The organism is Leisingera sp. JC11 (assembly GCF_040704725.1).
In the GTDB taxonomy this organism is placed as follows: Bacteria; Pseudomonadota; Alphaproteobacteria; order Rhodobacterales; family Rhodobacteraceae; genus Leisingera.
Genome location: NZ_JBFCVS010000003.1, coordinates 136,021 through 148,866 on the forward strand (window position 1 = coordinate 136,021; position 12,846 = coordinate 148,866).

General features: G+C 60.3%; 16 protein-coding genes. 9 read left to right on the forward strand and 7 right to left on the reverse strand.

What is annotated here, in order from left to right:
• The first annotated feature begins 6 nt into the window (after positions 1-6).
• The 9 genes from AB1A62_RS04395 to AB1A62_RS04435 are packed head-to-tail and all read left to right on the forward strand — an operon-like array spanning position 7 to position 4,576.
• Positions 7-396, forward strand: a complete 390-nt coding sequence (locus tag AB1A62_RS04395) for a FlgB family protein (protein WP_366660530.1) — start codon at positions 7-9, stop codon at positions 394-396.
• A gap of 12 nt (positions 397-408) precedes the next feature.
• The gene (gene flgC, locus AB1A62_RS04400; protein WP_019295215.1) at positions 409-801 is read left to right on the forward strand and encodes a flagellar basal body rod protein FlgC; all 393 of its coding nucleotides are present in this window, start codon (positions 409-411) and stop codon (positions 799-801) included.
• Between the two features lie 22 nt (positions 802-823).
• Positions 824-1,126 carry a flagellar hook-basal body complex protein FliE gene (gene fliE / locus AB1A62_RS04405; RefSeq protein WP_366660202.1) on the forward strand — a complete coding sequence of 101 codons (303 nt, stop codon included), beginning with the start codon at positions 824-826 and terminating at the stop codon, positions 1,124-1,126.
• 3 nt (positions 1,127-1,129) lie between these two features.
• Positions 1,130-1,402 (forward strand): flagellar biosynthetic protein FliQ, encoded by a 273-nt coding sequence (locus tag AB1A62_RS04410; protein ID WP_366660204.1) that lies wholly within the window; start codon positions 1,130-1,132, stop codon positions 1,400-1,402.
• Positions 1,402-2,118 (forward strand): flagellar hook-basal body complex protein, encoded by a 717-nt coding sequence (locus AB1A62_RS04415; RefSeq protein WP_366660205.1) that lies wholly within the window; start codon positions 1,402-1,404, stop codon positions 2,116-2,118. Before AB1A62_RS04410 ends, AB1A62_RS04415 begins: the two co-directional genes overlap by 1 nt.
• A 10-nt stretch (positions 2,119-2,128) precedes the next feature.
• Positions 2,129-2,914 carry a flagellar basal-body rod protein FlgG gene (gene flgG, locus AB1A62_RS04420; RefSeq protein WP_366660206.1) on the forward strand — a complete coding sequence of 262 codons (786 nt, stop codon included), beginning with the start codon at positions 2,129-2,131 and terminating at the stop codon, positions 2,912-2,914.
• Positions 2,914-3,336 carry a flagellar basal body P-ring formation chaperone FlgA gene (flgA, locus tag AB1A62_RS04425; protein ID WP_366660208.1) on the forward strand — a complete coding sequence of 141 codons (423 nt, stop codon included), beginning with the start codon at positions 2,914-2,916 and terminating at the stop codon, positions 3,334-3,336. The genes flgG and flgA overlap by 1 nt, the downstream gene beginning before the upstream one ends.
• Positions 3,336-4,076 carry a flagellar basal body L-ring protein FlgH gene (flgH, locus tag AB1A62_RS04430; RefSeq protein ID WP_366660210.1) on the forward strand — a complete coding sequence of 247 codons (741 nt, stop codon included), beginning with the start codon at positions 3,336-3,338 and terminating at the stop codon, positions 4,074-4,076. Before flgA ends, flgH begins: the two co-directional genes overlap by 1 nt.
• Positions 4,077-4,084: 8 nt before the next feature.
• Positions 4,085-4,576 carry a flagellar basal body-associated FliL family protein gene (locus AB1A62_RS04435; RefSeq protein WP_366660212.1) on the forward strand — a complete coding sequence of 164 codons (492 nt, stop codon included), beginning with the start codon at positions 4,085-4,087 and terminating at the stop codon, positions 4,574-4,576.
• Between the two features lie 72 nt (positions 4,577-4,648).
• On the opposite strand, the gene AB1A62_RS04440 is transcribed toward AB1A62_RS04435, so the two are convergent.
• The 7 genes from AB1A62_RS04440 to motA form a co-directional block, all read right to left on the reverse strand.
• A complete protein-coding gene (locus AB1A62_RS04440; protein WP_366660213.1) occupies positions 4,649-5,047 on the reverse strand; it encodes a hypothetical protein in 399 nt (132 codons plus the stop codon).
• Positions 5,044-6,135: a flagellar type III secretion system protein FlhB gene (locus AB1A62_RS04445; RefSeq protein WP_366660215.1), complete on the reverse strand. Its 1,092-nt coding sequence runs from the start codon at positions 6,133-6,135 to the stop codon at positions 5,044-5,046. Before AB1A62_RS04445 ends, AB1A62_RS04440 begins: the two co-directional genes overlap by 4 nt.
• Positions 6,132-6,911 (reverse strand): flagellar biosynthetic protein FliR, encoded by a 780-nt coding sequence (locus AB1A62_RS04450; protein WP_366660217.1) that lies wholly within the window; start codon positions 6,909-6,911, stop codon positions 6,132-6,134. The genes AB1A62_RS04445 and AB1A62_RS04450 overlap by 4 nt, the downstream gene beginning before the upstream one ends.
• Positions 6,908-9,001, reverse strand: coding sequence for a flagellar biosynthesis protein FlhA (gene flhA / locus AB1A62_RS04455; protein WP_366660218.1), 2,094 nt, complete (start codon positions 8,999-9,001; stop codon positions 6,908-6,910). Before flhA ends, AB1A62_RS04450 begins: the two co-directional genes overlap by 4 nt.
• The gene (locus AB1A62_RS04460; protein WP_366660220.1) at positions 8,994-9,311 is read right to left on the reverse strand and encodes a hypothetical protein; all 318 of its coding nucleotides are present in this window, start codon (positions 9,309-9,311) and stop codon (positions 8,994-8,996) included. Before AB1A62_RS04460 ends, flhA begins: the two co-directional genes overlap by 8 nt.
• A 128-nt stretch (positions 9,312-9,439) precedes the next feature.
• Positions 9,440-11,917: a hypothetical protein gene (locus tag AB1A62_RS04465; RefSeq protein WP_366660222.1), complete on the reverse strand. Its 2,478-nt coding sequence runs from the start codon at positions 11,915-11,917 to the stop codon at positions 9,440-9,442.
• A complete protein-coding gene (gene motA, locus AB1A62_RS04470) occupies positions 11,914-12,783 on the reverse strand; it encodes a flagellar motor stator protein MotA (RefSeq protein WP_039184425.1) in 870 nt (289 codons plus the stop codon). The genes AB1A62_RS04465 and motA overlap by 4 nt, the downstream gene beginning before the upstream one ends.
• Positions 12,784-12,846: the final 63 nt, after the last annotated feature.

Here is a 12,846-nt window from a genome sequence, read left to right on the forward strand (position 1 = left end):
GCCCTGGTGTTCACAGAATTGAACGTATTCAGAATCGCCTATTCTATGGCGACCCATGCCGGCAAACGCCAGGCACTGGTTTCCCAGAATATCGCCAATGCCGATACGCCCGGGTACCACGCCAAAGACATCAAACCCTTCAAAGAAGTCTTTGCCGCCGGCGCCCGCCCGGCCAGCATGATCGCGTCCCGCGGCAGCCATTTGAACGGCACTGCAGGCAGCGGCATGGACTGGGCGGTCACCTCCACAGACGCAGGCAGCGACCCCAATGACAATTCAGTTTCTGTCGAGACGGAACTGCTGAAAGGGGTGGAAGTCGCAAGGCAGCACAAACGCGCCATGGCGATCTACAAATCCTCCATGAACATCCTGCGCACCAGCCTGGGCAAGAACTGAGGAGGATGAGCGATGAGTGAATTTTCCAGAGCCCTTTCGGTCACTGCCAGCGGCCTCAAGGCCCAGGCCTCGCGGCTGCGGCACGTGTCCGAGAACATTTCCAACGCCGACACCCCGGGCTACCGCCGCAAAACCGTGCCATTTGAAGCCGTGCGCGAGCTGCAAACGGACGTGGAGCATGTGCGCACCGGCAAGGTCACCCTGGACCGGCGGGACCTGGAGGAGGTCTATGACCCCTCCCATCCGCTGGCGGATGAAAGCGGGCATTATGAGGGTTCGAATGTCGATCTGATGATCGAGATCGCCGATGCCCGCGAAGCACAGCGCAGCTACGAGGCCAACCTGAAAATGTTCGAGCAGACCCGCTCGATGTCGGCCTCCTTGATGGACCTTTTGAGACGATAACTGAAATTTTTGGAGATCCAGAATGGATATTCGCAGTCTTTCCGCCGCCAGCGGCTATGCCGCCGCCCGGCCCGCCACCAAAGTCGACCCCAATCATGACGCCGTTGGCGCTGGGGCAGGCGCACGTCTGAAAGAAAGCTTCGAGAGCTTCGCAGCAACCCTTCAGGGCAGCGAGCAGGTGTCGGTGCAGGCGATGACCTCACAAGCGGACCCGCATGCCCTGGTGCAGGCGCTCGCGCAGACAGAACTTGCGGTCGAGACCGCTGTCACCGTACGCAACAAGGTGGTCGAGGCCTACCAGGAAATCCTGAGGATGCCGGTCTGAGCCATGATGAGCGAAAGCCTCTTCTATGACACCCTGCGCCAGGCCATGTGGGCCGCGGTCACCATGTCGACCCCGATCCTGATTGTCGCCTTGGTCGTCGGCCTCTCCATCGGCCTGTTCCAGGCGCTGACCTCGGTGCAGGAAATGACCCTGACCTTCGTGCCCAAGCTGGCAGCGATCATAGTCGTGTTCTGGATGACCATGGGCTTCATGACACAAACGCTGGTGGCCTTTTTCAATGGCCACGTCGTTCCGATGATTGCTGGAGGCGCATAATGGAAACAGCAGGCTACGCCACGCTTTCCCGCCAGTCGGGGCTGATGCGCGAAATGCGTGTCATTGCAAACAACATCGCTAACTCCGCTACCACCGGCTACCGCCAGGAGGGGCTGATTTTCTCGGAGTTCGTGCAATCCTCCCCGGGGCAGCAATCGCTGTCGATGTCGCGTGCGAACATCTTCAACACCTCCATGGAGCAGGGCCAGCTCACCAATACCGGCGGATCCTTCGATTTCGCCGTAGAGGGCGACGGTTTTTTCATGGTTGAAACGCCTCAGGGCGAGCGCCTGACCCGCTCTGGTGCTTTCTCCCCCAACGCGGCCGGCGATCTTGTCACAATGGATGGCTACCGGGTGCTGGACGCTGGCCGCGCACCGGTCTTCGTGCCGCCGGATGCCGGCAAGATCGAAGTAGGTGCAGACGGCTCCATCAGCGCTAACGGGCGGCTGCTGGGGCAGCTGGGACTGTTCAAGCCGATGGAAAGCCACACACTGGTCCGCGAAGACGGTGTGATGTTCCGCGTCAACGGGGAAATCGAAGAGTCTCTCGACTCGAAGGTCCTGCAAGGCTTCCTCGAAGGCTCCAACGTGAACGCGATATCCGAGGTGACCCGGATGATCGAAGTGCAGCGCGCCTATGAAATGGGCCAGAGCTTCCTGCAATCGGAAGACGAGCGCATCCGCAATGCCATCAAGAACTTGATCAAGACCTAGGAGAATCCAGATGCGTGCCCTGAAGATCGCCGCGACCGGCATGAGCGCCCAGCAGCTGCGGGTGGAGACCATCTCCAACAACCTCGCGAACATGAACACCACCGCCTACAACGCGCGGCGCGCCGAATTTGCCGACCTGCACTATCAGCAGATTTCCCGGGCCGGATCGGTGAACGCCTCGGATGGCACGGTGCTGCCCACTGGCGTGCAAGTGGGCCTTGGCGTCCGCCCGGCTGCGGTATCGGTTCACCTTGCGCAAGGCGCGCTGCAGCAGACCAACAACGACCTGGATGTCGCGATCGACGGCAAGGGTTACCTGGAAGTGACCCTGCCCTCCGGTCAGAGCGCTTATACCCGCGACGGTGCGCTGAAACGCACGGCAGAGGGGTTGATCGTGACCTCCGACGGGTTTGCGGTTTCTCCCGAAATCACCATCCCTGACGATGCCACCAGCATCTCGATCAATGCCGAAGGTGAAGTCTACGGCTATTTCAGCGAGACCACCGAAGGCCAGCTCCTGGGTCAGCTTTCCCTGGCAAGCTTCACCAACCCCAAAGGGCTTGAGGCAATTGGAAGCAACCTGTTCACCGAAACCGAAGCCTCCGGCACCGCTGCCGTTTCCACAGCGGGCGAGGATGGGCTGGGCACTTTCCGCCAGGGCTATCTGGAGGCCAGCTCAGTTGATGCAGTGCGTGAAGTCACCGAACTTATCGAAGCCCAGCGCGGCTATGAAATGAATGCCAAGGTCATCTCAGCTGTCGACCAGATGATGAGCGCAACCACACAGGTGCGCTGATGAAAACCGCTCTTGCCATCCTGACAGCCGCCACTCTCTGTGCCCCGCCTTCCTGGGCAGATTATCTGGTTCCGACTCGAACGCTCCGTGCCAAGGCGATAGTAAATGCCGAAGACCTAGCGATGAAAAAGGGGGAAATCCTAGGCGCGCTGTCGGAACCTTCGGAGGTTATCGGCATGGAAGCTCGGGTTGCTCTTTATGCTGGCAGGCCCCTGCGCCCAGGCGATATCGGCCCGCCCGCCATCGTTGAACGCAACGACTTGGTGACACTTATTTTCCGCCAAGGCGGACTGTCCATCGCTGCCGAAGGCCGTGCTTTGGGCCGCGGTGCCGCCGGCGAGCCTGTCAGGGTCATGAACCTTTCTTCCCGCACAACCGTCACTGGCCGGATCACCAACGACGGCTCCGTAGAGGTAAACTGATGTCTAAGAAATTTTCACCCGTCAAACCGCTGCTGTTCGGATTTGCCCTGCTGGGGGCCTGCGGCCGGATGGATCACCTGGGCAAGGCGCCTTCCTTCACCCCGGCCAATGAAACGCCTGAGCATGTTGCCATGCTCTACCAAGGCCTGCCGGCACAGACCCAGACCCGGCGCACCGTCGATGGTTCCTCTCTGTGGAGCGGCTCTCAGCAGTCTTTGCTCGGCGACCGCCGTGCTATCAAGCGCGGCGACATCCTGACAGTTGTGATCGAAATCGACGAGGAAGCGGAAATTTCGAATGACACCCAGCGGTCGCGCTCGGGCTCCGAAAGCCTGAACATGCCGCAACTGCTGGGCCTGCCGCAACGGCTGGACCGGAAGCTTCCGGAAGGCGCCTCGTCAGCGGATGCCGTTGAAATTGGCAGCTCCAGCGCTTCCGGCGGCAAGGGTTCTGTCAAGCGCAGTGAAAAACTGGAGCTGCGGGTCGCGGCAACGGTTGTCGACGTGCTGCCAAACGGGGTGCTGGCGATCAGCGGCACCCAGGAGCTGCGTGTGAATTTCGAACTGCGCGAGCTTCTGGTCACCGGCTATGTCCGGCCTCAGGATATCAGCCGCCAGAACGAAATCACCTATGACAAGATCGCCTCTGCCCGGGTGTCCTATGGCGGCCGCGGTCAGATTACCGATGTGCAGCAGCCCCGCTACGGCCAGCAGCTGCTTGATGTTGTCCTGCCGTTCTGAGGATTGCCATGCTGTCGAAACTCCTGCCAGTCTTACTGCTGATCCTGGGAACCGGAGGCGGCATCGGCGCCGGCATTTTGCTGGCGCCCGCGCCCGAGGAAAACCACGCCGCTGCGGAAGCATCCCATGCCCCCGCAGCGGCCATTGAGGAACCCGCTGAAGAAAGCGAAGAAGACCTGCGCGAATACATCAAGATCAACAACCAGTTTGTGGTGCCGGTTGTCGATCGTGACCAGCTGACGTCCCTAGTAGTCATTTCTCTCAGCCTGGAAACCGCAAAAGGCATCAGCGACAAGGTACACGCCTATGAGCCCAAGCTGCGCGATGTCTTCCTGCAAGTGCTGTTCGATCATGCGAACATGGGCGGCTTCCGCGGGGCCTTCACCCGTTCGGATGTTCTGGAGCCGCTGCGCACTGCCTTGCGGGAAGCAGCGCAGAAGCATGTTGGGAAAGGCATCTATGACGTGCTGATTATGGAGATTTCCCGGCAGGACGTCTGACTTGCCAGGAGTATTGCCAACGCAAAAGCCGGTCCCGCGGGACCGGCTTTGTTTTGCCTGAGGTGATAGGCCCTAGCCGTCCAGAAGCCTGTCCATCAGCGCCTTGGCCTGCGCGGCCTTATGCCGTTTGCGCTCAGCAGCAGCCATAGTTTCAACTGCGTGCTTGCGCCCGAATGCCTTGCGCAGCTGGTCCATCATCCGCAGTTTTTGCGCCGTAGCCTTAGCCAGATCCATGTTCAGCTGGCGCCGCGTGCGGGTATGCCAGCCCTGCCAAAGGAGATCCGCCCCCAAGGCTTTCATCGCGTGATCGCCATTTGCCTGTTCCCGGGTCGCCTGGACCTGCTCATTGAGCCTGGCGAGCTGGCCGCGCAGTTCCGCTTCACGCGCAAGTGCCGGCTGAACCTTAGCGTGCTCCTGCATGTACTGCGCGGCGGTCACTGCCGCCATTTGGTCGAGCATCTTTTGCTTCATGTGATTTTCCCTTTGGCGCGTTTGCGCATTTCCTCGGCAAAGCGAATTGCCGCCGCTACCGGCGCATAATGTTCTTCCAGAATCTCGTCGCCGATTTCGATCGTGGCGTGCAAAGCACGGGCGGTGGGCGGGTCGCTGTGGATCGGAACGGCGTTTTCGTTGGCCACGCGCCGGATTGCTGCTGCCACTTCATCAACCCCCTTGGCGACACAAACCGGCGCAGCGCCCTTCTCGCGGCTCCATTTCAAGGCAACCGCGTAGTGGGTCGGGTTGACGATCACCACATCTGCATTGGGCACTTCGGCCATCATCTGGCCCATTGCAATTTCCTGGCCGCGCTGGCGCCGTTTGCCCTTCATGTGCGGATCGCCTTCGGCATCCTTCATTTCGTCCTGGATTTCCTTGCGCGACATCATGTTCTTGCGGCGGTGTTCAGCATGCTGGAACACCGCATCCACAATGCCGATGGCCAAGGCTATGACCAGCGCCAGAAACAGAAACTCCAGCGCCAGTTGCGACAGCATCAGCACAACCGATTGCGGCCCGGTGCCGGAGGATGAAATCATGTCCGGCAGCCGGTGGCTCAGGTAGACACCCAGGCAGACGGAGTAGAGGGTCAGCTTCAGGAAGCTTTTCAGGAACTCGAACAGGCCGGACCGGCCAAATTTGTTTTTGGCGTTGGAAATGATCGAAATGCGCGACAGTTTCGGCTCCAGCTTGCTGGGCGCAAAAACCAGGGCGCGCTGACCGACAATTGACAGCAGAACAAGGGCAAAAGGCACCATGAACCACGGCAGAATGGGCCTCAGCACGCTGCCGGCAAATCCTCCAACAGGGGCAGCAGCGGATCCGCTATCAAAGAACAGCTGAGCCAGCCGGTCCGGCTGATCCAGAAACGCCATCAGAGCAGTGCCGGTCCCCTCAACGCTGCTGCTGCCGGCCGCATAGAATGCTACAATCAGACCCAGGTAGGCTGCCGCCACGGACAGGTCCGTGGACTTGGCAACTTCACCCTTCTCACGGGCCTTGCGGAGCTTCTGCTCCGTTGGCTCAAATGACTTGTCGGAGTCGTCATCCTGGCCGCTCATGGCATTCCGCCTCCGGGATTGGACAGAAAGGCCATCAGCGCACGGGACCAGACGTCCAGAATCATCGGGCTGCCAACCATCAGGATGAACAACCCGAAGAAAGTAATGACCGGCGCACCGACCATGGCGACCATCAGCTGCGGCATTGCCCGGTTAATCACCCCGAGCGCCAGATTGTAAATTACCGCCGTGAGAACAAAAGGGGCTGCCAGAGTGAAGGCCAGGGAGAAGCTCTCCGATACCCGGAACACTCCCCATTCCGTCAGCCCGGCCGCAGCTGGAAACTGTCCGGCAGGAAACATCTGATAGGATCCGATCAGAAGCTCAGCGACCCGCACATGCAACCCCAGCATAACCGCCAGGGTCACGCCGGAGATCATCAGAACGGCCCCAAGCGCGGGCATCGGCTCGGCCCCGATACCACCCAGAACCTGCGACAAGGATGTGCTTTGCGCCGCCATCGCCCCGGCGGTTTGCAGCGCCAGAACAAATATCCGTGCGCCAATGCCCAGCGCCAGACCGATGATGGCTTCGGTTACCGCAAACCGGGCATACCCCATGACCCCGTTTGGTTCGGGAAAGGGCGGCAGCGCGGGGGCCACCACAAAGGTAAAAGCAACTGCGATCGCCAGCTTGACACGGGTCGGCACGTACAGCTCGCCCATTGCGGGCAGCACCGAAACCATCGCCGAAACCCGCAGGAAAACGATAGCTGCGTGCCAGAATCCTGCCCCCAGCAGCAGTACCAGCTCTGGTGGCAGAAAGTTCAGGTTCATGCCTGGACCATCCCGACCAAGGCCGGCCGCGCCTCAAGGCCGATTTCCTCGAACGACAGGACCGGATTGGTGATGCCGCGCGATTTCAGAATCGTTTTCAAATACCGGCGGCGGCGGGTGGACGTCACCACAGCGGCAAAAACCCCCTGATCGGTGACCGTGCCCAGCTTGTCGCTCAACCCGTCGGCAAGCCGGTTGAACAGATCAGGCGGCAGGGCGATATCCAAACCTGCGCCTTGCGCATCTACCTGGTAGGTGGAGAACTTGTCCTCCCATTCCGGTGCCAGCTGGATCAGCGGGATAGTACCGTCCTCGCGCTTCATTTCCGCCACCAGCTGGAAGCCCAGACGCTGGCGCACGTGCTCGCAGATCAGTTCCGGCTGGGTGGTGTGCATCCGCGCCTCGGCAATCGACTCGAGAATTAGCGGCATATTCCGGATCGACACCCGCTCCTCCAGCAGCAGCCGCAAAACGGCGTGCAGGGTGTCCATCGGCACCTTGTCCGGCACCAGCGCGTCCAGCAGTTTGCGGTTTGCTTCAGCCCTGAAGCCATCGGACAGCTGGGTCATCTCGTCCAGCAAGCGGCGCAAAGACTTGAGGGTCAGCAGGCGGGAGAAGTTTTGCTTGATGATCTCCAACAGATGGGTCGCCAGGATTTCCGGCGGAGAGACCACAGTCGCGCCGGCGAGCGCGGCCTGTTCCTGCGACTTGGCAGAGATCCAGCGCGCCGGGGCCCCGTAAACCGGCTCAGTCACGTCGGTGCCGGGCGGAAGTGCATCATGATTGTCAGGCATAAGAGCCAGAACCATGTCCGGATGCAGCGTGCCGCGGACCTGTTCAACGCCCTGCACCTTGATCACATAGGTGCCCCTGTCCAGTTCATGCTGATCGGTCAGCCGGATTTCCGGCAGGATCAGGCCGAATGTGGTGGCGATATGCGACCGCATGTTGGCAATCCGGGCGTCCAGCCCGGTGCCTGCGTCCAGAACCATGCTCACCAGGTCCGGCGAGAATTCCAAGTGCAGATCATCCAGGTCCAGAATATCGCCCAGCGGCCGCGATGCAGAGGGATCAGAGGCTTCTTCGATCTTTTCCTCTATCTCAGCTTCCGCATCATCCTTCTTTTTCTTGGCCATCCGGAAGGCAATAAAACCCAGCACGCCGCCGCCTGTCACAAAGGGCAGGAACGGCAGGCCCGGAACCAGTGCAAACATGACCATCAGGACCGCAACGGTAATAAGCGCGGCCGGATGGCGGCCGAACTGATCGAACAGGGCGATATCCGTGGAACCGGTGGTGCCGCCCCGGGCCAGAAGCAGCGCCGCCGCAATGGAAATGATCACAGACGGGATCTGCGACACCAGACCGTCACCGACGGTCAGGATGGCATAGGTCTCAAACGCGTTGCCAACCGGCATGCCGTGGACCAGAACGCCCATGATCAGCCCCATCACCAGATTCAGCAGGGTGATCAGCAGACCGGCAACAGCATCGCCCTTGACGAACTTCGAGGCACCGTCCAGCGAGCCGAAGAACGTGGTTTCCTGCTGGTCGCGTTCCCGGCGCTCCTTGGCGGTCTGGTGATCGATTGCGCCCGCAGACATGTCGGCGTCGATCGCCAGCTGTTTGCCAGGCATCCCATCCAGGGCAAAGCGGGCACCGACTTCCGCCATCCGCGCCGCGCCCTTGGTGATCACCATGAAGTTGACGATCAGCAGAACGCCGAACACCACAAGGCCAAGGAAAACGCTTCCGCCCATGACAAACTGGGCGAAACCTTCGATCACGTTGCCCGCCGCATCGGTCCCGGTATGCCCCTGACCAATGATCAGCTTGGTTGAGGACACGTTGAGCGACAATCGCAGCATCAGCGAAGCCAGCAGGATCGTCGGAAAGGACGAGAAATCCAAAGGCCGTTCGATGAATAGCGTGATGGTGAAAATCAGGATGGCCAGCGCAAAGGAGGCGGCCAGGCCGACATCCAGCACCCAGGCCGGCATCGGCAGGATCATCATCACGATGATCGCCATCAACGCCAGCGCCAGGAGAACCGTCGGGCTGAAGAGTTGTTCTGTCGTCAGCTTAGGCACAAGTCACACCCCGAAATTTGTTCAAAATAGACCGGATGAGAGCAAGGTTTCGCGCTTTGGCAGGCAGTTTGAACGGCATTGTCGAAACCACCGATATGCTGTCTCTGCGCACGCAGAATACGGTCCCGGCAGGCTGCCAGCCGCAATTGACGCGCGGCAAATTCAGCCCCGGCGGCAAGCCGGCCGTGACGCAAAATTGCTGTAAGAGAGATTTCGTCCGCGTGCGCACCAAAGCGGCGGCTCCGCACCCTGAGCCTTCTGCGCGCAGAATCAGCCCATGCGGGCTATTTTTTTTGTCGTTGTCCGGCATTCTGCCCGTTCCAATTCAGGATTCACCCGCTTGTCACGTTACTGGCGGCTGGTTGACAAAGTGTTATCAGAATGGGCAACGGCCGCCTCTGGAGGAGGCGGCCTGCAAGGCACCTGAATTCTCTCAGGTCACTGATCTTCTTCAGAGTTCTGCAGACCGGTTCCGATCTGGTTCAGCAGGTCCGCAATACTGCCGCGCGTGCCCTCGCTGCTTTCGACCAGGGCTCTTGCGTGGGCCAGCGGCGCCAGGCCCTCGGGGTCTTCGGCTGTCTTCCCAATGTGCGTAGTAACTGAAGCAACATGCCCAAAGCGCACATCGGCATCTATCCCATTGGCTTCGATTGCACCGAGGTTTTCGGAATGCCAGAAGCCGCGGGCGGCTGCGCCGGTTTCCTCTTCGGCCAGCAAATACTCGCTGGCCCGTCCGTATTCACCGTTATGCCACAACGCTTGCGCCCGCATCCGGTTAGCGTCTGAACCTTCCAAACCCATCAATTCAACAAGCGCCCGGTGCGGTTTATCCAGCCCCAATGCGGCTTCTGCCATCAACAGTCGGCGGGTCTCATTTTCCGGCTCCAGCGCAAGCTTGGTCAGGAGATCCTGCGCCTGCTGGGCAAAGCCCAATTCCAGCAGCCGGCGTGCCACCTGTACAGCCACCGGTGCCGCCTCAGCCGGAGTGGCCTGCTTGGAAAAAACAAGGGAGTACTGCAGAAACGTCACATCGTCGGCACGTTCCGTCATAAGCAGCATCAGCGGCTCCAACGCTGCCGCCCGCGCATTCGGCCCGTCCCTTTCAGTCACGTTCTCCAGCTCTTTGAACGCATCATGGAACTGCCCCATCAGCGCCAGCGAGGAAACCAGAGAATGGCGCAGCTCCGCGCCGAGCGCCGTTTCGCGGTTTTCCAGCTCATACGACGCGATCAAGTCCGGCACGTCAGGCGAAAGCGCTTTCCGCTCCTTCACACTCAGCGCAACCAGGTCGATCAGCGCTGCAGGCGCATTGCCCGTCCTTTCAGCCACTTCGCTGGTCAGTTCCTCCGCCATCGCCTCAGTGTCGCCTTCCAGCTCAGCAATTGCTGCTTCGGCCAAGTTGATCTCGGGAACCTCCTCAACTCCGGTCCTGTCCACGGCCCGCAGCACGGCCTCGGCGACGTGATGGTTGCCTGTTTCAGCAAACATCTTGCTTACCCGCGGCCCCAGATGCACCCGAAGATGGACCGGCAACTTGGAAAATGCCTGCTGAATGGCATCGCTGTTGGCGCTTTTCTTGATCGCGCCATCCGCCAAGGCGCCCCACAAGGCGCTGTCGCTGTCACAGCCCTGCTGGCCCGCAAGCACATGATTGACCGGCAAGCCCGTGCCATCCATCAGCATCGCCATAGTTTCCAGCAAGGCCGCTTCAGGACTTTGCTGCTGCTCAGGCGGCAGCATGGTCATGATCGAGCGCGCCTCAGCCCCGAAGCTGAAGTACAGGTAAAGCTTGGCAAGCGCATGGACGCTTGCCGGGTTCACATCGTCAAATTCCCGGACCAGGGCGCTGCGCAGCGGCGCCAGCTGGTCGGCAAAGGGGCTTTCATTACCCCAAGTCTGGATGGCGACCTCCCCGCTCCGGAGGCAATGGGACGCCTCGCTGCTGTCATCGGCCAGGGCAGCAATCAGCCCGGTTTCACGGTCAATCGCCGAGGTCACAGAAATATGGTCGAGCGGATTGAGCGGCCGGTCGGCCCCGCTAAGCGGATCCAGTCCAACAGATGTGTCTGCAGCCGGAAGCCCGTCTGCCACTTTGTTCAGCAGGCCTTGATTGGCCGCCCGGCCGATCTGCTGCAGCAGCCGCTGTTCAGATTCGCTAACCGCGGCGGCACGTTCGGATTCCTCCAAGTCGAGCAGCACGGCGGTCTCAAGTTTCCCGACGGGTGCCTCTTCAGTCACGGCCTCTGCGCCGGCTTCACCTGCTGTTTCAGCAGGATGATGGCTGCCGTCAATCGGCAGTGTTAGCTCTTTCAGCTGTGCCGCAGATTCTTCCGCAACAGCAGCAGGTTCTGTGCCAGCCGGTACGGCTGGTTTCTGCGGCAGAACTGCTTGCGCGTTGTCACTTTGTCCGGCAACAGCCGCCGCCAATTCAAGCGCCAGACGCGCATCTGCTGCAGCCGGCTGGGAAAACCCGAACCTGTAGCCGGACTGCGGTGCCGGCGTGGTAAGCGGCAGAACGCTTGCGGCAAATTTCAGCTGCGGTTTTTGCTCCGGCTTTCCGCCGTCGCGGATGTCGATCACCAGGTAACCGTCCTTCTGGACGTACGATGTAACGTTGCAATCGCAACCCAGTTGCAGCCGCAAGGGCTGGCCCGGGGCGGTCTGCCCCAATGATTGCAGCCTTGTGCGGGGGATCAGTCGGAACACCCGGGAGGTGTCGAAAACAGCTTCAGGCGCATCAATATTCACCGTTGCCGTCATGCCGCTTTGGGTCAGCGACCAGTCCGCTCCGTTGGGCAGCCGCATCACCAGGCGCGTGAACCCCTTGTGCTCGCCAGAGCGGGTCACGATCGTCTGCGCCTGTGCAGTGCCTGCCGTCAGAAGAACGGCTGCGGTGGCAAATACTCGCCAGATCATGCTGCGTCCTGTTTCACCGATTTGAGAGCTTCTTCCAGTTCCGAGAAGCCGGGGCGGAAATGCGAGGGCGTATTCTGGCGTCCGACTTCAATGCAGATCGCTGCGGCGTGGTTGTGCAGATTGGCCACGAGCACCTCGCGGATCAGCTGGTAAAAGTGGGAATCTTCTTCCACCACAGCCTTTACCTTGCCCGCGAAGGGCGCAACCAGGCCGTAGGACAGGAACACCCCAAGGAACGTGCCCACCAGAGCGCCGCCGATCAGTTTGCCCAGAACTTCAGGCGGCTGATCGATGGAGCCCATAGTCTTGATCACCCCGAGAACCGCAGCAACAATCCCCAGCGCGGGCAGGCCGTCGGCCATCGTTTGCAACGCGTGGCTGGAGTGCAGCGCGTGATGCAAATTGGCCTCCATCCGCTTCTCCAGGACCTCTTCGACCTGATGCGGATCGTCATAATTCATCGAGGCTGAGCGCATGGTGTCGCAGATCAGGTTCACCGCTTCCTTGTCGCCCAGGATCTTGGGGTATTTGTTGAAGACTGAGGAGTTTTCCGGATCCTCTATATGCTGTTCCACCTCCACCGGATTGGCCCGGGCAATGCGAATCAGCGCAAACAGCAGACAAAGAAGGTCGCGGTAATCATCAGGCTTCCACTTGGGGCCTTTGAACACCTTGCCGATGTCCTTGAGCGTGTGTTTGACACCGCCCATATCGTTGGCAATCAGGAAGGCCCCGACAGCAGCGCCGCCGATCATCATCATCTCAAACGGCAGCGACTTCAGGATGATCGCCATCTTGCCGCCGGCCAGAAGGTATCCGCCGAACACCATGGCAAAGATCACCACAATGCCTACAATCCCGATCATAGGTCCACTCCGAATTCCGTTGGTTTTTATAAGATTAGGCGAGTCTTCCTAAGGAAAGACTAA

What these genes read in the sequence shown, in the direction of transcription:
- flgC (WP_019295215.1), top strand. Translation starts at nt 409, where the DNA reads ATGAGTGAATTTTCCAGAGCCCTTTCGGTCACTGCCAGCGGCCTCAAG.
- fliE (WP_366660202.1), top strand. Translation starts at nt 824, where the DNA reads ATGGATATTCGCAGTCTTTCCGCCGCCAGCGGCTATGCCGCCGCCCGG.
- AB1A62_RS04410 (WP_366660204.1), top strand. Translation starts at nt 1,130, where the DNA reads ATGATGAGCGAAAGCCTCTTCTATGACACCCTGCGCCAGGCCATGTGG.
- AB1A62_RS04415 (WP_366660205.1), top strand. Translation starts at nt 1,402, where the DNA reads ATGGAAACAGCAGGCTACGCCACGCTTTCCCGCCAGTCGGGGCTGATG.
- flgG (WP_366660206.1), top strand. Translation starts at nt 2,129, where the DNA reads ATGCGTGCCCTGAAGATCGCCGCGACCGGCATGAGCGCCCAGCAGCTG.
- flgA (WP_366660208.1), top strand. Translation starts at nt 2,914, where the DNA reads ATGAAAACCGCTCTTGCCATCCTGACAGCCGCCACTCTCTGTGCCCCG.
- flgH (WP_366660210.1), top strand. Translation starts at nt 3,336, where the DNA reads ATGTCTAAGAAATTTTCACCCGTCAAACCGCTGCTGTTCGGATTTGCC.
- AB1A62_RS04435 (WP_366660212.1), top strand. Translation starts at nt 4,085, where the DNA reads ATGCTGTCGAAACTCCTGCCAGTCTTACTGCTGATCCTGGGAACCGGA.
- AB1A62_RS04440 (WP_366660213.1), bottom strand. Translation starts at nt 5,047, where the DNA reads ATGAAGCAAAAGATGCTCGACCAAATGGCGGCAGTGACCGCCGCGCAG.
- AB1A62_RS04445 (WP_366660215.1), bottom strand. Translation starts at nt 6,135, where the DNA reads ATGAGCGGCCAGGATGACGACTCCGACAAGTCATTTGAGCCAACGGAG.
- AB1A62_RS04450 (WP_366660217.1), bottom strand. Translation starts at nt 6,911, where the DNA reads ATGAACCTGAACTTTCTGCCACCAGAGCTGGTACTGCTGCTGGGGGCA.
- AB1A62_RS04460 (WP_366660220.1), bottom strand. Translation starts at nt 9,311, where the DNA reads ATGCCGGACAACGACAAAAAAAATAGCCCGCATGGGCTGATTCTGCGC.
- AB1A62_RS04465 (WP_366660222.1), bottom strand. Translation starts at nt 11,917, where the DNA reads ATGATCTGGCGAGTATTTGCCACCGCAGCCGTTCTTCTGACGGCAGGC.
- motA (WP_039184425.1), bottom strand. Translation starts at nt 12,783, where the DNA reads ATGATCGGGATTGTAGGCATTGTGGTGATCTTTGCCATGGTGTTCGGC.